Below are 19531 nucleotides of genomic sequence, written 5' to 3' on the forward strand. Positions count from 1 at the left end.
CTCAGAGCTTCAACGGACGCTGACCTCGTGGTGGGGGGATGGTGCTTCCGGCCTACGATACCGGCATGTCCGCGGTGTACTTCGATTCCGATGACGACGCCACCGAGCTGGTCGCAGCGCTGGAGGCCGAGGGGTACACGACGACCTTGGAGCGGGAGGCGTTCGCCGGCGAGGAGGACTGGGAGGACCGGGCCTGGGTGCTCGTCGTGACGCCGTTCGACGACCGGGTCGTCGAGCTGGTCGACGCCTCCGACGGCTGGATGCCCGGCGACGAACGGGCGCCTGTCGCCCCGCCGGAGCTGCCCCAGCAGCCGAAGCGCCTCAAGAAGGGCTGAGCGCGTCAGGCCCCCAGGTGCTCCTTGAGGAACTGCAGCTGCAGCAGCTTGAGGTTCTCGGCCACGACCTCCTGCGGCGTCATGTGGGTGACGCCCGACAGCGGCAGCACGGTGTGCGGGCGTCCCGCGGCCAGCAACGCCGACGACAGCCGCAGCGTGTGCGCCGCGACGACGTTGTCGTCGGCGAGGCCATGGATGATCATCAGCGGACGCTCCAGCTGCGGGGCCAGGGGGATCAGAGAGTTGCGGTCGTAGACCTCCGGCTGGGTGTTCGGGTCGCCGAGGTACCGCTCGGTGTAGCAGGTGTCGTACAGGCGCCACTCGGTCACGGGCGCTCCTGCGACGGCCGCGTGGAAGACGTCCGGGCGCTGCAGCACCGCCAGCGCCGAGAGGTAGCCGCCGTACGACCAGCCGGTGATGCCGACCCGTGAGGTGTCGACGTCGTCGGGGTACGCCGCGGCAACGGCGTGCAGGGCGACGACCTGGTCGTCCAGCGTGACGGTCGCGAACTCGTGCAGGACGGCGCGCTCCCACGCGTGGCCGCGTCCGGGGGTGCCGCGTCCGTCGGCGACGACGACGCAGAAGCCCTGGTCGGCCAGCCACTGCGCCTCGAGGAATGCGCGCGCCGACGACAGCACGCGCTGCGCGTGCGGGCCGCCGTAGGGATCCATGAGGACCGGCAGCCGGCGCGAGCCCGGCTGGTGGTCGCGCGGGAACAGCACCGCAGTGCGCAGCTTGTCGTCTCCGGCGTGCAGCAGGGTGACCGACGGCTCCAGCGGGGCAGGCTCGGCCAGCACCCGGATCGCCGCGGGTGCGGCGTCCTCGCGGTGAACCGTGACGGTCGTCCCGACCACGTCGAGCCCCGATCGGACGACCACGGTGGTCGGGCCGCCCACCACGGCCCCGTGCACCGCGGCGCCATCGGTCAGCGGCGTGACCGTGCCGTCCAGGCCGAAGCGGACGACCTGGATCTCGGTCGGCTCCTGCGACGCCGTCGCGATCACGGAGTCGGCGAAGATCTCCACGACCGAGCGCACCTGCCAGCCGTCGGGGGTGACGGGCGAGCCCTCCACCACGACCCGGCGCCAGCCGTCGACGTCGTCGACCGTCGCGAGCCGGCCGTCGGGCAGGAACCGCGGCGCGGACGACAGCTCAACCCAGGCCTCGTCGCGCAGCTCGCGCAGCACCGTCGTGGCGCCGGTCGCGATGTCGACCGACAGGACCTGCGACGCCTTCTGGTCACGGCTCAGCACCTGCAGCAAGGGAGCGCCGTCCGCCGTCCACGTCACCCGGCCGAGGTACTCGTAGGCGTTCCGGTCCCAGACGATCTCGGTGCGGCTGCCGTCGAGACCGACGTGCCACAGGGTCACCTCGGCGTTGGGGGTGCCCGCCGCCGGGTAGCGCTGGGCGACCGGCTCGCGGTCCGGGTTCTCCGGGTCGGCGATGTGCCACGTCTGGACGGGGGCGTCGTCGAAGCGCTCGACCAGCAGCGACGAGCCGTCGGGCGCCCACCAGAACCCGCGGTAGCGCTCCATCTCCTCCGCAGCGATGAACTCGGCCTGGCCCCACACCTGGGTGTCGGTCTCCGGCGACACCAGGGCCCGCTCGCCCTTGCCGTCCACGCCGATGACCCGCAGCGCCCCGCCCGAGGCGTAGGCGATGCGGCGTCCGGTGGGGTCGAGGCGCGGGTCGATCACGGCACCGACGCTGGGCAGCGCGGTGACGGCCTTCGCGCCGAGGTGGACCGCCCACAACCGGCCGGACAGGGCGAAGCACGCCCACCGCCCGGTGTCGTCGACGTCGTAGGCGACCAGCCCGGCGGCCGACTCGCGGCTGCGCTCGCGCCGCGAACGCTCCTCGGCCGACAGCTGCTCGCCGTCCTCGCCCAGCAGGGCGACCGGGTCGACCAGCAGCGACTCGGAGCCGGACTCGACATCGTGCTCCCACAGCTGTCCGGTGCGGGTGACGCCGTCGGGTGTCCGGATGAACCGGACCGTGCTGCCGTCCGGCGACACCGTGATGTTGCGCGGGATCCCGAGCGTGAAGCGCAGGGTGCGGGCGGCCAGTCGGGGATAGGAGACGCTCATGCCCCGATCTCATCACACACGTGATGGGGCGCGACTCGGCCAGTAACCTTGAAGGCATGACCCTGAGTGATCGTCGGCTTCTGCTTGTCCATGCGCACCCTGACGACGAGACCATCGGCAACGGGGCCACGATGGCCAAGTACGCGGCCGAGGGCGTGGGGGTCACCCTCGTGACGTCCAACCGCGGCGAGATGGGTGAGGTCCTGGTGCCCGATCTGGAGCACCTGGCCTTCGAGCGGGACAACGGGCTCGGCGCGCACCGCGAGATCGAGCTGGCCGAGGCGATGAAGGCCCTGGGTGTCACCGACCACCGGTTCCTCGGCGGGCCGGGACGCTTCCACGACTCGGGCATGTCGTGGGCAGAGGACGGCACCGCGACCGCGGCCCACGACGTCCCTGAAGGCGCGTTCTGGCATGCGGACCTGCTGGTCGCGTCCGATCTGCTGGTCGAGATCATCCGCGAGGTCCGCCCGCACGTGCTGGTGACGTACGACCAGTTCGGCGGCTACGGGCACCCCGACCACGTCCAGGCGCACCGGGTCGCGACCTACGCGACCTCGCTGGCCGCCGTCCGCTCGTACAAGCCGGAGCTCGGCGACGCGTGGGACATCCCCAAGGTCTACTGGTCGGCGATGGCCAAGTCGCAGATGGCCGAGGGCATCCGCGCCATGCGTGAGGGCGGTGACACGACCAGCTTCGAGGGCTGGGACCCGGACAACCTGCCGTGGGGATCGGACGACGAGGACCTGGACGCCGTCGTCGACGGGTCCGACTTCGTGGAGGCCAAGATGGCCGCGATGCGCGCACACGCCACCCAGATCGCGCTGGACGGGCCGTTCTTCGCCCTGTCCAACAACGCCGGCACGCAGGTGTGGGGCAAGGAGTTCTACCGTCTGGCCAAGGGCAGCCGCGGGCCGGTCGGCGACTCCGGCCTCGAGGAAGACCTGTTCGCGGGGCTGTAGATCGACGTGATGCGTGCTGCTTTGGTGGTTCTCGGGGCCTACGTGTGCCTGCTCGGTGCCGTGCTGCACCGGCAGACGTGGCGGGCGGCGGACGTGTCATGGCCGTGGGGACTGGTCGTCGTCCTGGCGCTGACCCTGCTGGTGACCCTGGCGGCGGGTGGCTTCTCACGCGTCGGGGGCGCGTGGTTCGCGCTCGGCTGGGCGCTGGTCCTGCTGGCCTTGCAGTGGTCGCCGGACGGCAGCTATCTGGTCGCGTCCGACTGGCTGGGGCTGACATTCACCGGCGGCGGCCTGGGGGCCATCGTCCTGGGCATCTCGATTCACCCTAGGCTGGCGCGATGACCGAGATGGTGGACCAGACAGCATTTCGCGGCGCCCTCGGTCGCTTCGCCAGCGGTGTGACGGTGGTGACGACCGTCCTGGACGGGATCGACCACGCCATGACCGCCAGCGCGTTCTGCTCGGTGTCGCTCGACCCGCCGCTCGTGCTGGTCTGCTCGCACAAGAGCAGCCGGTTCCACGACGCCGTCCTGGACAGCGGAGTGTGGGGGGTGTCGATCCTGGCCGAGGAAGGCATGGCGGCGTCCGCGTGGTTCGCCCACCGGGGCCGGCCGCTGGAGACCCAGTTCGACACCATCGCGCACCGCCGCGGAGACGCGGGGGTCATCCTGCTCGACCAGTCGCTGGCGTGGCTGGAGTGCACGACGGACAGCGTCGTCGACGGCGGCGACCACACCATCTTGATCGGTGCCGTGACGGGGGCCGGGGTGCGCGACGACCTCGACGACCCGCTGCTGTACTACCGCTCGCACTACGGCACGATCGTGCGCTCGCCTGACTCCGAGAAGACCATCGAGGTGGATGACGCATGAGCGAGGACTCGAAGCGCTCCGTACGTGGCGCGGACCAGTCGGCCGAGGACGTCCCCCTGGCCGAGGCCGCGCTGGTCATCGAGAGCGACGAGCTGGATCTGTCCGAGGAAGAAGAAGCCGCACCGGTCGACGTCCCGGTCGAGGACGAGCCGGTGCCCGATGAGCCCGTGGAGGACGAGCTGGTGAAGGACGAGCCCGTGCCCGAGGAGGAGGCGGTGGCCGACGAGCCGGTGGCCGAGGAGCCGGTGGCCGAGGAGGAGGTCCGCGAGGAGGAGCACCTCGTCATCCCGGCGCATGCGGTCAGTGATGACTGGGAGCCCGAGCCGCCGGCACGCGGTGCTGCCCCCACCGAGGGTGACGGCATCGGCGACGGCACCGGTGGCGACGACGCGCCGGCGTCCTCGCGGCACTGGGGCAGGTACCTCCTGCTGGCAGTCCTGGTCCTCGTCGGCGCGGCCTATGTCGCCGGGTACTTCTTGACCGGCAGCCGCATGCCGGCGCAGGCCACGATCGGCGGAGTCGACGTGTCGGGCATGAGCCCGGCCGCGGCGCGCGAGGCCGTCGACGCGGCGTTGACTCCGAACGAGGACCGCGAGATCGAGCTGGTGCACGGCAAGAAGACGTTCACGGTCAAGCCGTCCGCCGCGGGCCTCGCGCTGGATGTCGACCGGTCCGTCGACGAGGCGGGCGGCGCCCGCAGCTGGGACCCGCGCGACATGGTGGCGCTGTTCATCGGCAAGCACGATCACCCCCCCGCGCTCACCGTCGACGAGGACGCCCTGTCGAGCGCTGTCGCCGCGATCGGGGAGTCGGTCGACGTCCCGGTGGTCGAGCCCCAGGTGACCTTTCCCGACGCGAAACCGAAGGCACGGCAGCCCAAGGCCGGACTGGTGATGTCCCGCGAGGACACCGCGGCCGCGATCCGCGCGGCCTACCTGGTCAGCGACGAGCCCATCGAGGTGCCCACGGTGCCCGTCGAGCCGACGGTCGACGCCGACGACCTGGCCACCGCGATGACGACGATCGCCGAGCCGGCCGTCAGCGGTCCGGTGACGCTGAAGGTGGGTGACAAGTCGGTCGCGCTGCCGGTGACCGCGTACGCGCCGGCCCTGTCGATCCGTGTCCGGGACGGCGCGCTCGCGCCCCACCTGGACCCCGACAAGCTCGCCGGCCCGCTCACCGACTCCACGACCGGCATCGGCACCAAGGCCGTCGACGCCACGGTCAAGATCCAGGGCGGCAAGCCGGTCGTCGTGCCCGGCAAGCAGGGCGTGGGCCTGCAGCCCGAGGAGATGGCCACAAAGCTGATCCCGGCCCTCACGCAGACCGGCGACGCCCGTTCGGTCGCGGTCGAGGCGAAGGTCGTCGAGCCGCAGTTCACGACCGAGGACGCGAAGGCGCTGAAGATCACCGAGAAGATCGGTGAGTTCAAGACGCAGTTCCCGTACGCGGAGTACCGCAACACCAACCAGGGGCGTGCCGCCGAGCTGATCGACGGCACGATCATCAAGCCCGGTGAGACGTTCAGCTTCAATGACGTCGTGGGGGAGCGGACCGAGGCCAACGGCTTCGTGACCGGCACGGTCATCAACGGCGGCGTGTTCCGTGAGGAGCTCGGTGGCGGCGTGTCGCAGGTGGCCACGACGATGTACAACGCGGGCTTCTTCGCCGGCATGGAGGACGTCGAGCACCACCCGCACGCGTTCTACATCGACCGCTACCCGGTCGGACGCGAGGCGACGGTGTACTTCGGCAGCCTCGACCTGCGCTGGAAGAATCCCACCGACTACGGCGTGCTGATCCGCTCCTACGTCAAGAAGAGCACCCCGTCGTCGCCGGGCAGCATGCACGTCGAGCTGTGGAGCACGAAGGTGTGGGACAAGATCGAGGCGAGCGCGTCACCGCGCCGCAACGGCCGCACCCCCGGCACGCAGTACGACGACACCAACCGGTGCGTGTCGCAGGCGCCGGTCCAGGGCTTCGACATCGACATCATCCGCAAGTTCATCAAGGACGGCAAGGTCGTCAAGACCGAGAAGGACACGGCCAACTACCAGGCCGCCGACCGCGTCATCTGCGGCAAGAAGCCCGAGCCCAAGAAGCCCAAGAAGTCGGACGACTGACGCCGAGGCGTGGCTTGCGCACGGCGACGCGTGGGTTACGCACGGCGAAGCGTGGGTTACGCGCGGCGACGCGTGGGTTGCGCACGGCGACGCGTGGGTTGCGCACCGTGAGGCGCGTGTTTCAGCGTTCGGAACTCACGCGTCAGCGTTCGGAACTCACGCGTCAGCGTTCGGAACTCACGCGTCAGCGTGCGTAAGCCACGCGTCAGCGTGCGTAAGCCACGCGTCAGCGTGCGGAAGCCACGCGTCAGCGGATGGGGGGTTCGAGGTAGACGTAGTCGTGGTGGTCGACGAAGCCGTAGGGGGCGTAGAGGGCGAGGGCTGCGGTGTTGGAGCGCATGGTCTGCAGGTACGCCTTGTCGGCGCCGCGCTCGAGGGCCCAGGCCAGGGACGTCTCGACGATGCGCCGGGCCAGACCCTGGCGCCGGGCCTCCGGACGCACCTCGACCGCCGACAGCCCGGCCCACTCGCCGGTCACCACGACCCGCCCGATCGCGACCGTCGGCGCGCCGATCGAGACGAAGGCGACCTTCGCCGGACGCTCCATCACGGCTCGCGCGATGGCGGCGTCGTCGACCCGTCCGTAGCCGGCCAGCCAGTCGTCATCGGCGGTGGCCGCCACCCGGGCGTCCGGATCGGCCTGGTGCGCCGGCCCCAGATCGGCCACCTGCACGACCGCCCCGCCGAAGTACCCCTGCTTGCGCACCCAGCCCGCGTCCGCGAACGACCGCTCCTGCGGCGAGTCCACGATGACCTGGGCCTGGGCCGGCAGCGAGCGCTGCGCGTAGAACCGCTCGACCTCTGCCAGGGCACGGTCGAACGGGACGCCCGGCGAGCCCGTCACCGCGACGGAGTTCGCACGGCCCGTGAAGCCGCCCGACGCCCGCAGCTCCCACTCACCCAGCGGTGCCGACTCGATCGCCGGCCAGCCGCGCGAGGTGATGCGGGTCAGCTCCTCGGCGTCCACCGCGACGGCGCGCCGCCGCCGGACCGGACGGTCGGGCACGCGCTTCCAGGTCACGATCGTCGCCACGGCGATGTCGGCCGTCCGCCCGTCCCGCAGCTCGAGCGTCACGGTGTCGTCGTGCACCGACAGGACGTGGCCGATCACATCGGTCATCTCCGGTCCGCCGCTCGGACCGACACCGCCCGTCTCATGGCGGACGACGATGCGCGAGCCGACCTCCTGAGCGTCTAGAGTCATGATCAAAGACTTCCATGCCGGCTGAGGCGGACCTGACTTCAGGGTCCTGAGGCCGTGACGGGATACTGATGTCAGCCTGTCGAAGGAGAAATGCTCGTGACGTACGTGATCGCCCAGCCGTGTGTGGACATCAAGGACCGCGCATGTGTGGACGAATGTCCCGTCGACTGCATCTACGAGGGCAAGCGGATGCTCTACATCCAGCCCGACGAGTGCGTGGACTGCGGCGCCTGTGAGCCGGTCTGCCCGGTCGAGGCCATCTTCTACGAGGACGACACGCCGCCGGAGTGGAAGGACTACTACGGCGCGAACGTGAACTTCTTCGACGATCTCGGGTCCCCCGGAGGCGCCGCCAAGCTCGGCGTCATCGACAAGGACCACCCGATGATCGCGGCGCTCCCTCCGCAGAACCAGGAGTAGCTCCGCATGGCTCGTGTGTCCGAGCGCTTCCCGGAGTTCCCGTGGGACACGATCGCCGGCGCGAAGGCACGCGCCGCCGAGCATCCCGGCGGGATCGTCGACCTGTCGATCGGCACCCCGGTCGACCCGACGCCCGAGGTGGCGCGCGAGGCGCTGGTCGGTGCTGCCGACTCACCGGGCTACCCGACCGTGTTCGGACCGGAGTCGTTGCGGCAGGCCGCCGTCGACTGGCTCGAGCGGCGCTTCGAGATCACCGGCCTGAGCCCGTCGCAGGTGCTGCCGACGGTCGGCTCCAAGGAGCTCATCGCCAATCTGCCGATGCAGCTGGGTCTGGGCGCGGGCGATCTGGTCGTGATCCCCGAGCTGGCCTACCCGACCTACGAGGTCGGTGCGCGGTACGCCGGCTGCGAGGTGCTGGCCGCCGACTCGACGATCGCGATCGGCCCGCGCAAGCCGGCCCTCATCTACCTGAACTCGCCGGCCAACCCGCACGGACGCATCCTGGGCAAGGACCACCTGCGCAAGGTCGTCGAGTTCGCCCGTGAGCGGGGCGCGCTGCTCGTCTCGGACGAGTGCTACCTGGAGTTCGCCTGGGACGACGAGCCGTTCTCGGTCCTGCACCCCGACATCTGCGGCGGCAGCTTCGACGGTCTGCTCGCGGTGCACTCGCTGTCCAAGCGGTCCAACCTGGCCGGCTACCGCGATGCCTTCGTGGTGGGTGACCAGGCGGTCGTCGACGAGCTCCTGGCCGTCCGCAAGCACCTGGGCTTCATGCTCCCGACGCCGGTGCAGGCAGCCATGACGGCCGCGCTGGCCGACGACACCCACGTCCAGGAGCAGCAGCAGGTGTACGCGGCGCGTCGCGCTGACCTGCGAGCGGCACTGGAGTCGGCCGGATTCACGGTCGAGCACTCCCAAGGGGCCCTCTACCTCTGGGCGACCCGGGGGGAGCCGTGCCGCGACACCGTCGCGTGGCTGGCCGAGCGCGGCATCCTGGTCGCGCCGGGGGAGTTCTACGGGTCCGCCGGAGCCCAGCACGTCCGGGTCGCCTTCACCGCCACGGACGATCGCATCGCGGCGGCCGTCGAGCGTCTGACGGCCTGAACGAACTAGGCGGCGCGCCGGGACAGCGCTGCCTGCCGGCGCTCCAGGGCGGCCACGCCCCGGCGGTGCAGCAGCCAGCCGCCGACCACCAGCGCGACGCCGAACGCCAGGAACCCGAGGTCCCACGACAGCGGCGCTCCCAGGTCGTCCCGGACGTGGTGCAGCTGCAGGATGTGGTGGTCGACGACGCCCTCGACGACGTTGAACAGCCCCCACCCGGTCAGCAGCAGCCCCAGGTGGAACGGCAGATTGGGTGAGAGCCGGCCCTGCCGCCAGCTGATCAGCATCGCGATGGAGCCCGCCAGCACGAAGATCCAGGTGGCGGCGTGGAAGAAGCCGTCCGCCAGGGTGTTGACCTCGAGCCCGGCCACGGTCTTCATCGACTCCTCGTGGCTCAGCATGTGGTGCCATTGCAGGATCTGGTGCAGCACGATGCCGTCGACGAAGCCGCCGAAGCCGATGCCCATCAGCAGCCCGCCGGTCCTGGACGGCAGCTCGCCCCGGTGGGTGTCGCTCATCGGGTGGCTCATGCTTGGACCGTACGTGGAACTCGCCCCGCCGCAACCGGGGGAGGACGGCTAGTTGGTCGTCGCGCGCACGACGGACCGCGATGCCTTCGGATCCTCGGCCCAGCCCCGGTCGGAGTGCGCCGCCGTCCACGTCCGCCCGTCGAACGAGATCTTGCTGATGCCCCGGGCGGACGCCTGCCCGACCAGATAGTGCGCGATGGCCCATCCACGCGCCTCGACGTCATCGGGACGCCCGCTCAACGGCCAGGAGGCGCTGTCGCCCTTGCGGGTGACGGTGATGTCGCCGAACGCCGCCCTGACGTCGTCGACGACGGCTGTCGTGCTGCCGATCGAGCCCGGGTTGATCTGGCAGGTGAACTTCGCCGGGCTGTACCCGCGCAGCGACGACGCGAGGGCGCGGGCGTAGTCCTCGTGCTGGGCGTAGGCGCCGGGGTGTCCCGAGCGCTGCACCAGCTGCGCGGCGTCGTTGATGATCATCGACTCGTAGCCGCGCACCTTCACCAAGGCGTCGTAGAAGGCCCCGATCGAGTAGTGGGGGTCCATGATCTGGGCGACGGTTCCCCACCCCTGCGAGGGACGCTGCTGGAACAGTCCGACGGAGTCACGGTCCCCGTAGTCGATGTTGTGGATCTTGGACTCCTGGAACGCCGTGGCGATCGCGATCGTCGTGGCGCGCGGGGGCAGGCCGCGCTGCTGGGCGATCGCCGCGATCAGCGATGCCCACCGTCCCTGCTCCAGATCGACCTGTGCACGGGTCTCTCCGACCTCGGCCACGCAGAACTCGGCCCGCAGCGGCGCACGGTCGCGCACCGCCGTCCCGAACAGCACCAGGGCCAGGACCAGTCCCAGCCCCACGAACCAGCGGAACTTCACCGGCTCGGGCTAGTTCGCGTGCAAGGCCGCGTTGAGCTCGATGCCCGTGCGAGCGCCGCGGGGCCGGGCCTGCAGCACACCGGTCTGGCTGTCGACGAGGAACAGGATGCCGTCCTGGCCGGACAGCTCCGATGCCTTGACGACGGTGCCGTCGGGCGTCGTGACCTTCGAGCCCGCGGTGACGTAGGTGCCGGCCGCGACGACGCAGTCATTGCCCAGCGAGATGCCGATGCCAGCGTTGGCGCCGATCAGGCAGTTCTCACCGACCCGGATGACCTCCTTGCCGCCACCGGACAGCGTGCCCATGATGGAGGCGCCGCCGCCCACGTCCGAACCGTTGCCGACGACCACACCGGCCGAGATGCGTCCCTCGACCATCGCGGTGCCGAGCGTGCCGGCGTTGAAGTTGACGAATCCCTCGTGCATGACGGTCGTGCCCTCCGCCAGGTGCGCACCGAGACGGACCCGGTCGGCGTCGCCGATGCGGACGCCGCTGGGAACCACGTAGTCGGTCATGCGGGGGAACTTGTCGACACTGGTGACCTGCAGGTGCTGGCCGGCGGCACGCGCCCGCGCCCGGGTCAGCTCGAAGTCGGCGACCGCGCAGGGCCCGATCGACGTCCACACGACGTTCGCGAGCAGTCCGAACTGTCCGTCCAGGCTGAGGCCGTGCGGCTTGACCAGGCGGTGCGAGAGCAGGTGCAGGCGCAGCCACACGTCGTAGGCATCGACGGGCGCGGCCTGCAGGTCCTCGATGATGGTGTGCACCACGACCTTGGTGACGTCGCGAACCGGGTCGTCGCCCTCCAGGGCGGTCAGGTCGGTCGGCTCGGTACCGGTGTCGGGTGCGGCACCCAGCTCGGGACGCGGGTACCAGACATCCAGCACCGTGCCGTCGGCCGTCAGGGTCGCCAGTCCGTACGCGTGCGCGCCCGCCTGCTCGGGGGTCGCGTGTTCCACAGAAGTCATGCGGACAACCTATAGGTCACCCGCTAGGACTTCGGCAGTCCGTCCTTGGTGCACAACGAGCCGATGTCGGAGCTGCGGTCCTTGGCGATGAGATCGAACATCTTGGGCGCCCGCACCGGGTCCCACGTCACCGCGAAGTCCTTCAGCGGGACCGTGCAGTTCAGGCCCTTGCCGCTCATCGCCGCCGACAGCGACCACGCGAACCGGCCCAGCGAGATCGGCCCGACGTTCTCACCGATCGTCAGCGACCCGGACGCGCCGGAGGCGACCTTGGCGTAGCGGACGGGGTTGAGGATGGTCCACGGCGACTTGGCCTCGCTCGCGATCGAGCCGAGCACCTCGCGCTGGCTCTGGACCCGCTGGATGTCCTGCGTCGAGTACGAGTGCCGGTTGCGCGAGTACGCCAGCGCGGTGCGGCCGTCGGCGGTCTGGCAGCCCTTCTTGACGTCGAGGCCGGAGTCCTTGTCCTTGAGATCCTGCTTGGGGCAGATCTCGACGCCACCCATCGAGTCGACGACCTTGACGAGACCGCCGAAACCGACCTCGACGTAGTCGTCGACCCGGATGCCGGTGTTGTCCTCGATCGTCTTGACCAGCAGCTTGGGGCCGCCGTAGGCGTAGGCGGCGTTGATCTTGGTGCGCCCGTAGCCGGGGATCTGCACGATCGAGTCCCGCGGGATCGACATCAGGACGCTCGGCCCGCTGCCGGTGTGCAGCATCATGATCGTGTCGGTGCGACCACGGCCACCGCCGTCGCCACCGGTGGACAGCTCCTTCTGCTCGGCCTTGGTCAGGCCGCGGCGGCTGTCCGACCCCACCAGCAGGTAGGTCGTCCCGGACTGCGCGGCGGGACGCTCCCCGCCCGGCTCGGCATCGACCTTGGCGATCTTGCCCCAGGCCCAGACGGGTACGGCCACCAGGAACACGATCCAGGCCAGCAGCAGGATCCCGAGGATCCGTCGACCGCTCCTGCGCTTCCTGGGGGCGCCGGGCGGCTCCTCACCGCCGGACTGGCGTCCCGGCGGCGGCAGGTTGGGGGGTGGCAGCTGCGGCGGGGGAAGCTTCGAGGTGGTCGTGCCGGGTGCCGGACGGCTCTTGTCGTCGTCGCCGTAGAGCCACCCGTAGCTGCCCTGCGGGCGTTCGTCTGACATGCAGAAGACCGTACCGGACCGGCCGGAACCAGCCGCGCATCCCGGGGCTGGGACGCGCCCGAAAATTCGGCGTGTCGCGGCGCGCCCTCAACCTTGGATTGAGACTTTGTGTGGATACTGGGCAAGCACCTCCAGCCTCTTCCCCACGTGAGGACATCATGTCTGACGTTCGCTCGAGTGTCATCGGCGGCTCGTACGACCGGCCCGCCGACACCTCGGCCCGTATCCAGTTCCGCCGCGCCCTGACCTTGACCGGGATGACGTTGGTCATGCCCGGCTCCGCCCAGCTCGTGGCGGGCAACAAGCGCATCGGTCGCATCAGCCTGCGCATCTGGATGGGGTTCCTGGCCGTCGGACTGGTGCTGCTGCTGGTGTCGATCACCTCGCGCACCGGACTGTTCTCCCTCATGACGAACCCCCGGCTGCTCACGCTCGGCCGCTGGGTGCTGATCGCGGGCGCGGTCGCCTGGGTCGCCCTGATCATCGATGCCTGGCGTCTCGGCCGGCCCACGGAGCTGAAGCGCGGCCACCAGATCTGGGCCGCCGGCCTCAACAGCGCGTTGTGCTTCGTCACGGCCGGGGCGATGTTCTTCGCCGCCCACCTCGTCGCCGTCCAGAGCTCGTTCATCGGCACGGTCTTCGCCTCCAGCACGACCTCGGCGCCCGCTGACGGCCGGTACAACGTGCTGCTGCTCGGCGGCGACTCCGGCCCCGACCGCAGTGGCGTCCGTCCCGACTCGCTCACGGTCGCCAGCATCGACAAGGACACCGGCCGCACCGTGCTGATCGGCCTGCCGCGCAACCTCGAGGACGTCCCGTTCAAGCCCGGTTCGGTCATGCACAAGGCATTCCCCGACGGATTCACCGGCGAGGGCAACTACCTCAACGCGGTCAACACCTGGGCCAACAACCATGCCGACCTGTTCGGCACCAAGGAGCCGGGGATCAAGGCCACGATGGACGCGGTCGAGCAGATCACCGGCCTCAAGATGAACTACTACGCGCTGGTCAACATGCACGGCTTCTCCAAGCTGATCGACGCGGTGGGTGGCGTGACGATGAACGTGCGCGAGCGCACCGCGATCGGCGGCATCGGCTCGCCCATCCGCGGCTACATCGAGCCGGGCAAGAAGAAGCTCACCGGCGACCAGGCGCTGTGGTACTCACGCAGCCGGGTGCTGAACAACGACTTCTCGCGCATGGGTCGCCAGAAGTGCGTCATGAACGCGATGCTGCAGCAGCTCAGCCCCAAGAAGGTGCTGATGAACGTCGAGAAGATCGCCGACTCCAGCAAGGCGCTGCTGACCACCGACATCGCCCAGCAGGACCTGGGTGTCTTCATGGACCTGGCGCTGAAGGCCAAGTCGCAGAAGGTCTCGACCGTGTCGCTCGTCCCGCCGGTCATCTACACCGGCAACCCCGACTACAAGAAGGTCCGCCGCATGATCAGCGCGGCGATCGACGAGGCCGAGGGCAAGAAGCCGGCCAAGCCGGCGCAGCTCGTCACCGCGACCCTGACGATGCCGCAGACCGAGCAGCAGAAGGCGCAGGCCAAGGTCGCTGCGAAGAAGAAGGACCCCGTCAAGGCCAACCAGACCTCGGACCTGGGCAGCACCTGCTGACGCCCTCGGCTGAGGACTGACTGAGATCGTGACGGTCCGCGCGGCGGCCGTGGGCGGCATCAGGCACAATGGGGCTCCCGCACGGCACTTTCTCGAGGAATCATGACGCATCGCGCGAGCCTTCTGGGCCGTGGCTACCAGGACCGCCATCTGGACTCGCCCCGTGTCCGTTTCCGTCGCGTCCTGGCGCTGTGCATCATGACGATCGTCGTGCCCGGATCGGCCCAGCTGGCCATGGGCAAGCGGGTCATGGGCTGGACCGCGATCGGTGCCTGGCTGCTGGCCATCGCCGGCGCCGCGTACACCTATGCGACCTTCCGCTCGGACCGCGCCCAGGTGCTCGGCTGGTTCACCGATCCGGACGTCCTGATGGCGACGCGGGTCGGGATGGTCGTGGTCGCGCTGCTGTGGCTGGTGCTGTTCGTCGACGCGTGGCGCCTCGGCTCGCCCGTTCGCCTGACGTTCGCCCGCGCGGCGGTCGTGACCGTGGTCAACCTGGCCATCATCGGCAGCGTCGCGGGATCGACGGCCTTCGCCTCCCAGCTCATCCAGGTCCAGCGCAGCGTCGTGCAGGAGGTCTTCCCGGAGACCAAGACCTCGACCCCGCTGCAGGGGCGCTACAACATCCTGCTGGTCGGCTCGGACGCCCGTGAGGACCGCACCGGCATCCGTCCGGACTCACTGACGGTGCTGAGCGTCGATGCCAACACCGGCAAGTCGGTCATGGTGTCCTTGCCCCGCAACCTGCAGAACGTCCCGTTCCCGAAGAGCTCCCCGATGCACGCCCTGTACCCGTACGGGTTCAACTGCGGGGCCGAGTGCCTGCTCAACGCCGTGCACACCACGGCGCAGAACCGCACCGATCTGTACCCCAGCAGCAAGGACCCGGGCCTGGACGCCACGATCGACGCCATCCGCGGCGCCACGGGCCTGAAGATCAACTACTACGTGATGGTCAACCTCAACGGCTTCAAGGGCCTGGTGGACGCCGTCGGCGGTGTCGAGATGGACGTCAAGAGCCGCATCGCGATGTTCGGCCAGGCTGACGCGTACAAGAACATCTACATCGAGCCGGGGCGCCAGAAGCTCAACGGGCAGAAGGCGCTCTGGTACGCCCGCAGCCGCGTCCAGTCCGACGACTACGCCCGCATGGGACGTCAGAAGTGCCTGATGGCGGCGATGGTCGATCAGCTCAGTCCCGCCACGGTGCTCAAGAACGCGACCCAGATCGCCTCCTCGGGCAAGGAGCTGCTCAGCACCAGCATCCCCCAGCAGGAGCTGGGACAGTTCGCCGATCTGGCCCTCAAGGCCCGCGGCAAGCAGATCCGCACCGTCTCGATCGTCCCGCCGGAGTTCAACACCGTGACGCCGGACTACGAGGCGATCCACGCAGCGATCCGCCAGGCGATCCGTACGTCGGAGGGCAAGGTCGCGAAGCCGGCGCCGGGCACCCCCACCGGCACGACGACCGCACCGGCGCCCACGGCGCCCACGACCGTCTCGCCGACCGAGGGACGCGCGGCCAACAACGCCGAGGACCTCAAGTCCGCCTGCTGAGCAGAGCGGGTTACTTGTCCTGAGCGGCGTGGTAGGCCTTGATGACCTCGTCGGTCTCGCCGTCCATCATCAGCGTGCCCTGGTCGAGCCAGATCACCCGGCTGCAGGTCTCGCGGATGGACTGCATCGAGTGGCTGACCAGGAAGACGGTGCCGGCATTGTCGCGGATGTCGCGGATGCGGGCCTCGCTGCGCTGGCGGAAGGTGCGGTCACCGACCGCGAGCGCCTCGTCGACGATCAGGATCTCGTGCGTCGCCATGCTGGCGATCGCGAACTTGAGGCGGGCGGTCATGCCCGAGGAGTACGCGCGCATCGGCAGGTCGATGAACTTCTCGAGCCCCGCGAACTTCACGATGTCGTCGTAGCGGGCCTCGATCTCAGGCAACGTGAAGCCCATCGCGAGGCCGCCCAGGATGATGTTGCGCTCACCGGACAGATCCTTGAGCAGCGCGGCGCCGACGCCCAGCAGGCTGGGGCGGGACTGCGAGTAGATCGCTCCGCGGCTCGTGGGCGTGAGGCCCGCGATGGCGCGCATCAGCGTCGACTTGCCCGAGCCGTTGGTGCCGATGACGCCGATGCTGTCGTTGGCGTACGCCGTGAACGACACCCCCTTGAGGGCGTGGACGGTGCGCATCTGCTTGCCCTTGACACGCAGCTGCTTCAGCGAGCGGCGGTCGGCTGCGGACGGACGCTTGCCCGTCGCGAAGACCTTGTACTCGACGTGGACGTCGTCGACGATCACGACCGGCCTGCGGTCGGCCGCCGGCTCCATCACCGTCTCCTGGGGGGACTCAGTCGACACGTCCGTACCTCTCCTCAGCACGCCAGAAGAACCAGACGCCCACGCCGAGCATGCCGATCGTCCACAGCGTCGCGTAGACCCAGTAGGTGAGGTTCATGTCGTAGGTCGGTCCCTGCAGGAGGGCGGCGCGGGCCAGGCTCAGGAACTCGTGGATGGGCTGGAAGTCGGTCAGCCGCACGAGCCACTCGTGGCCCGCGTAGCCATTGGGCTCGCTGGGTGACGGCGGGCGGGGGCCGAACCGCTCCTCGATGCTGAAGAAGATGCCCGTCGTGTAGAAGAACAGCCGCGTCAGGAACGGGATGAAGTTGTTGAGGTCGCGCCAGTGGACCGACAGCCGTGCGGTGATCAGGGCGAGCCCACAGACGAAGAAGTAGTACAGGATGAACAGCGGCACGATCAGGAGCCAGTGGAAGTCCACGGGATTGCCCGTCACGACCAGGTAGACCAGCAGGATCGCGATCGTCGGCAGGAACTTCAAGAACTGCTGGGTGACCGCCGCCAGCGGCAGCACCATCCGCGGGAACGCCAGGCTCTGAACGAGGGCGGCATTGTTGGTGATGGCCTTGCCACCGGCGGACCACGACTGGGCGAAGAACTCGAAGACGAACACGCCGATGATCAGGAACTCCACGAAGTGCGGCGGACGGCCGGCGGTGCCGATCAGCACGCCGAAGACCGCGCCGTACACGAGGGCGTTGAGCAGCGGCTTGATGACGACCCACAGCATGCCCAGCGAGTTCTGCTGGTTCTCGGACTCGATCTTGAACCGGGCCATGGAGAAGATGAATGACCGACGGCGCCAGACCTCGGCGACGTACTCACCCAGTGGTGGGCGCCCTCCGACCTTCGTGAGGCCAGCGCGCGCCGCGTCGTCGGCGGTTGTCATTCGTGTGGTGTCCCTACTGTTCAGACGGTTGAGGCCTAGCGGAACGATGCCTCATCGGCCTCGTCGAGTGTAGAGGATCGCCCTACGAGAGCAGGCCGCCCTCCTGAGCCGCCACGCGGGAGATCTGTTCGGACGTGGCCGATGCCACGAGCACGAGCGACCCGCCACCGAGGCAGGCGTCGACCAGCAGCTGCGCATCGCGGGGGAGCGTGCCCGGCGCCACGACGCGCCGGACGTCGCTGGGCCGGGCGGCGGTCAGCACGTCGGCGTGGCTGAGGCGCTCGCCCTCCAGGTCGAGCGCAAGGCTCGACGCCTCCGGCGGGTCGAGGGCCACGAAGTGGTCCCCGTGCCCTGGCACCTCGGCACCGAGGTCGAGGAATCCCGGGGGAGGCGATGCGAACCGTCCACCCAGGGGCCGCAGCGACGCCGCCACGCGGTGCGGCTCGTCGGCCTGGAGCTCCGGACCGCTCACGCCGATCTGGGCGTCGTGGTCGACGACGGCTGCAGCGACGTTCCACGCCGAGAGGATCCACACCATCGTCAGCCAGTGGCTGGGCAGCCCGATGCGGATGCGGGTGCCCGGCTCGGCATCCAGCTCGTCGACCAGGAAGTTGCTGGTCTTGGCGACCCAGTTGGCCGTCGTGACCGTGCTGAGCTCGACGCGCTCGCCGGTGGACATGTCGTAGTAGGTGATCAGCGGCTGAGTGGGATCGGCCACGCCCCGCAGCAGCTGGTCGAGCGTCCTCACGACACCACCACCGACCGGGCCCGGTGCACGACCGCCGCGGCATCGGCCGGGACCGGTTCGGCGACACCCGGGTCGGCGGCGCGCAGGCCGGCGACCCGGACCAGATCGGCCGGGGCGGTGTCGGCGTGGTCGACGACGAGCACCGGGAGGTCGTCCCGCACGGCGTCGAGCAGCCCGGGCGTGCGCAGCACGGGATCGATCGCGAGCGTGCGGCTCGACGGGCCGAGCACCAGGACGTCGGTCTGCTCGAGCACGGCCGTGACCGCCGGGGACACCGACCAGGCCTCGGCGACGAGGACGGTCTCGGTCGGTGTGTGTGCGCCCGGATCGGCGAGGTACTCATCGACGTGGATCGCCCGGGGCTGGTCCTCGCCGACCACGACGTGCAGCTCGGCGCGGTCGTCGCTCATCGGCAGCAGCCGGTACGGCAGGTCGGCCCGCGTCGCCGCGGCGAGCGTGGCGTCCGACAGGCGGAAGCCCGTGCCGATCAGCTCGCTGCGCACCAGACGGTGGGCCACGACCTGGTCACTGGTCCGCTGCCATTCGGGGGAGTACTCGATCGACCGCAGCTGATCGGCGACGCCATAGGTCGGGGTGACGCCCGGCGTCCCGAGGAGAGCGTCCAGATCAGGGCACGCCTTGAGCCACGCCGACCAGTGGTCACGCACCGTGGGCGCGATGACGGTCAGCTCCCCGGGGTCGAGCTGGGTCGCGAGGTCGTGCGCGAACGAGGCGCCGTCGGCACCGATGATGAGCGTGATCCGCATCCGACCATTGTGTCGGGCACGCGACGGCGGTCGCGCGGCGGGGCGACACGCCGGAGATTCGACGGATCTTGCCATTCGGCTTGACATGTGAGAGGCAACAGGACTGTAATTCCACGTATGTCATTCGATCTGGAACTGTCGCACGAGCCCGATGAGGAACTCATGTGGCAGGAGCGTGCCCTGTGCGCCCAGACAGACCCCGAGGCGTTCTTCCCCGAGAAGGGCGGATCGACCCGCGAGGCCAAGCGCGTCTGCCTGACGTGCGACGTCCGCGGCGAGTGCCTCGACTACGCCCTGGCCCACGACGAGCGGTTCGGCATCTGGGGTGGGCTGTCCGAGCGTGAGCGCCGCAAGCTCAAAAAACGCGCTTAGCGCGACCCCGCATCTTCGCTGACTGCGTTGCTCGGAGGTCGACGCCTCCCCCACTCGCTGCGCTCGCGGGAGGTGCCCCAGGACGGTGCGCCTTCCCTCCGGCGCCTTGTCAGCGAAGCGCGGATGCCGCGCTAAGTCAGCACCGCT

The 19531-nt window shown here is 69.7% G+C and carries 20 protein-coding genes; 10 read left to right on the forward strand and 10 right to left on the reverse strand.

The annotated features are described in order from the left end of the window. Positions 1 to 65 precede the first annotated feature (65 nt). Positions 66 to 335, forward strand: a complete 270-nt coding sequence (locus NQV15_RS04310) for a hypothetical protein (protein WP_232398376.1) — start codon at positions 66 to 68, stop codon at positions 333 to 335. Between the two features lie 5 nt (positions 336 to 340). Here the strand turns inward: NQV15_RS04310 and NQV15_RS04315 are convergent, their stop codons facing one another. Beyond that, on the reverse strand, positions 341 to 2422 hold the full coding sequence (locus NQV15_RS04315) for a S9 family peptidase (protein ID WP_232398377.1): 2082 nt from the start codon (positions 2420 to 2422) through the stop codon (positions 341 to 343). Between the two features lie 56 nt (positions 2423 to 2478). On the opposite strand from NQV15_RS04315, the gene mshB reads away from it, so the two are divergent. Genes mshB through NQV15_RS04335 form a run of 4 tightly spaced genes read left to right on the forward strand, consistent with a single transcriptional unit; the run spans position 2479 to position 6379 of the window. Beyond that, positions 2479 to 3384: an N-acetyl-1-D-myo-inositol-2-amino-2-deoxy-alpha-D-glucopyranoside deacetylase gene (gene mshB / locus NQV15_RS04320; RefSeq protein WP_232398378.1), complete on the forward strand. Its 906-nt coding sequence runs from the start codon at positions 2479 to 2481 to the stop codon at positions 3382 to 3384. Between the two features lie 9 nt (positions 3385 to 3393). After that, positions 3394 to 3726 carry a hypothetical protein gene (locus NQV15_RS04325; RefSeq protein WP_232398379.1) on the forward strand — a complete coding sequence of 111 codons (333 nt, stop codon included), beginning with the start codon at positions 3394 to 3396 and terminating at the stop codon, positions 3724 to 3726. Then, positions 3723 to 4256, forward strand: coding sequence for a flavin reductase family protein (locus tag NQV15_RS04330; RefSeq protein WP_232398380.1), 534 nt, complete (start codon positions 3723 to 3725; stop codon positions 4254 to 4256). The genes NQV15_RS04325 and NQV15_RS04330 overlap by 4 nt, the downstream gene beginning before the upstream one ends. Beyond that, positions 4253 to 6379, forward strand: coding sequence for a VanW family protein (locus tag NQV15_RS04335; RefSeq protein ID WP_232398381.1), 2127 nt, complete (start codon positions 4253 to 4255; stop codon positions 6377 to 6379). The genes NQV15_RS04330 and NQV15_RS04335 overlap by 4 nt, the downstream gene beginning before the upstream one ends. A gap of 247 nt (positions 6380 to 6626) precedes the next feature. Here NQV15_RS04335 and NQV15_RS04340 read toward each other — a convergent pair whose 3' ends face one another. Beyond that, positions 6627 to 7583, reverse strand: a complete 957-nt coding sequence (locus tag NQV15_RS04340; RefSeq protein ID WP_232398382.1) for a GNAT family N-acetyltransferase — start codon at positions 7581 to 7583, stop codon at positions 6627 to 6629. A 96-nt stretch (positions 7584 to 7679) separates the two neighbouring features. On the opposite strand from NQV15_RS04340, the gene fdxA reads away from it, so the two are divergent. Then, on the forward strand, positions 7680 to 8003 hold the full coding sequence (fdxA, locus tag NQV15_RS04345; RefSeq protein WP_232398383.1) for a ferredoxin: 324 nt from the start codon (positions 7680 to 7682) through the stop codon (positions 8001 to 8003). 6 nt (positions 8004 to 8009) lie between these two features. Further along, the gene (dapC, locus tag NQV15_RS04350) at positions 8010 to 9107 is read left to right on the forward strand and encodes a succinyldiaminopimelate transaminase (RefSeq protein ID WP_232398384.1); all 1098 of its coding nucleotides are present in this window, start codon (positions 8010 to 8012) and stop codon (positions 9105 to 9107) included. 5 nt (positions 9108 to 9112) lie between these two features. Here dapC and NQV15_RS04355 read toward each other — a convergent pair whose 3' ends face one another. The 4 genes from NQV15_RS04355 to NQV15_RS04370 are packed head-to-tail and all read right to left on the reverse strand — an operon-like array spanning position 9113 to position 12630. After that, entirely contained in the window at positions 9113 to 9637 is a 525-nt protein-coding gene (locus NQV15_RS04355; protein ID WP_232398385.1) for a DUF2243 domain-containing protein, read from the reverse strand. A gap of 48 nt (positions 9638 to 9685) precedes the next feature. Then, the gene (locus NQV15_RS18125) at positions 9686 to 10510 is read right to left on the reverse strand and encodes a hypothetical protein (RefSeq protein WP_306459362.1); all 825 of its coding nucleotides are present in this window, start codon (positions 10508 to 10510) and stop codon (positions 9686 to 9688) included. A gap of 9 nt (positions 10511 to 10519) precedes the next feature. After that, complete coding sequence (gene dapD / locus NQV15_RS04365) at positions 10520 to 11479, reverse strand: 2,3,4,5-tetrahydropyridine-2,6-dicarboxylate N-succinyltransferase (RefSeq protein WP_232398386.1); 960 nt, start codon at positions 11477 to 11479, stop codon at positions 10520 to 10522. Between the two features lie 23 nt (positions 11480 to 11502). Further along, a complete protein-coding gene (locus tag NQV15_RS04370; RefSeq protein WP_232398387.1) occupies positions 11503 to 12630 on the reverse strand; it encodes an LCP family protein in 1128 nt (375 codons plus the stop codon). Positions 12631 to 12788: 158 nt separating this feature from the next. Between NQV15_RS04370 and NQV15_RS04375 the strand changes: the two genes are divergently transcribed. Together NQV15_RS04375 and NQV15_RS04380 are read left to right on the forward strand one after the other, a co-directional pair. Further along, positions 12789 to 14252: an LCP family protein gene (locus NQV15_RS04375; protein WP_232398388.1), complete on the forward strand. Its 1464-nt coding sequence runs from the start codon at positions 12789 to 12791 to the stop codon at positions 14250 to 14252. Positions 14253 to 14354: 102 nt separating this feature from the next. Next, entirely contained in the window at positions 14355 to 15809 is a 1455-nt protein-coding gene (locus NQV15_RS04380; protein ID WP_232398389.1) for an LCP family protein, read from the forward strand. A gap of 10 nt (positions 15810 to 15819) precedes the next feature. Here the strand turns inward: NQV15_RS04380 and NQV15_RS04385 are convergent, their stop codons facing one another. The 4 genes from NQV15_RS04385 to NQV15_RS04400 form a co-directional block, all read right to left on the reverse strand. Beyond that, entirely contained in the window at positions 15820 to 16611 is a 792-nt protein-coding gene (locus NQV15_RS04385) for an ABC transporter ATP-binding protein (RefSeq protein ID WP_232398390.1), read from the reverse strand. Beyond that, positions 16601 to 17497: an ABC transporter permease gene (locus NQV15_RS04390; RefSeq protein ID WP_232398391.1), complete on the reverse strand. Its 897-nt coding sequence runs from the start codon at positions 17495 to 17497 to the stop codon at positions 16601 to 16603. The genes NQV15_RS04385 and NQV15_RS04390 overlap by 11 nt, the downstream gene beginning before the upstream one ends. Before the next feature lie 82 nt (positions 17498 to 17579). Then, positions 17580 to 18245 carry a TIGR03089 family protein gene (locus tag NQV15_RS04395; protein WP_232398392.1) on the reverse strand — a complete coding sequence of 222 codons (666 nt, stop codon included), beginning with the start codon at positions 18243 to 18245 and terminating at the stop codon, positions 17580 to 17582. Beyond that, positions 18242 to 19012, reverse strand: coding sequence for a 2-phospho-L-lactate transferase CofD family protein (locus NQV15_RS04400; protein ID WP_232398393.1), 771 nt, complete (start codon positions 19010 to 19012; stop codon positions 18242 to 18244). The genes NQV15_RS04395 and NQV15_RS04400 overlap by 4 nt, the downstream gene beginning before the upstream one ends. A 117-nt stretch (positions 19013 to 19129) precedes the next feature. Between NQV15_RS04400 and NQV15_RS04405 the strand changes: the two genes are divergently transcribed. Then, complete coding sequence (locus tag NQV15_RS04405) at positions 19130 to 19384, forward strand: WhiB family transcriptional regulator (RefSeq protein WP_056611083.1); 255 nt, start codon at positions 19130 to 19132, stop codon at positions 19382 to 19384. Positions 19385 to 19531 lie beyond the last annotated feature (147 nt).

Origin of the sequence: Aeromicrobium wangtongii, assembly GCF_024584515.1 — a bacterium.
Lineage (GTDB): Bacteria > Actinomycetota > Actinomycetes > Propionibacteriales > Nocardioidaceae > Aeromicrobium > Aeromicrobium wangtongii.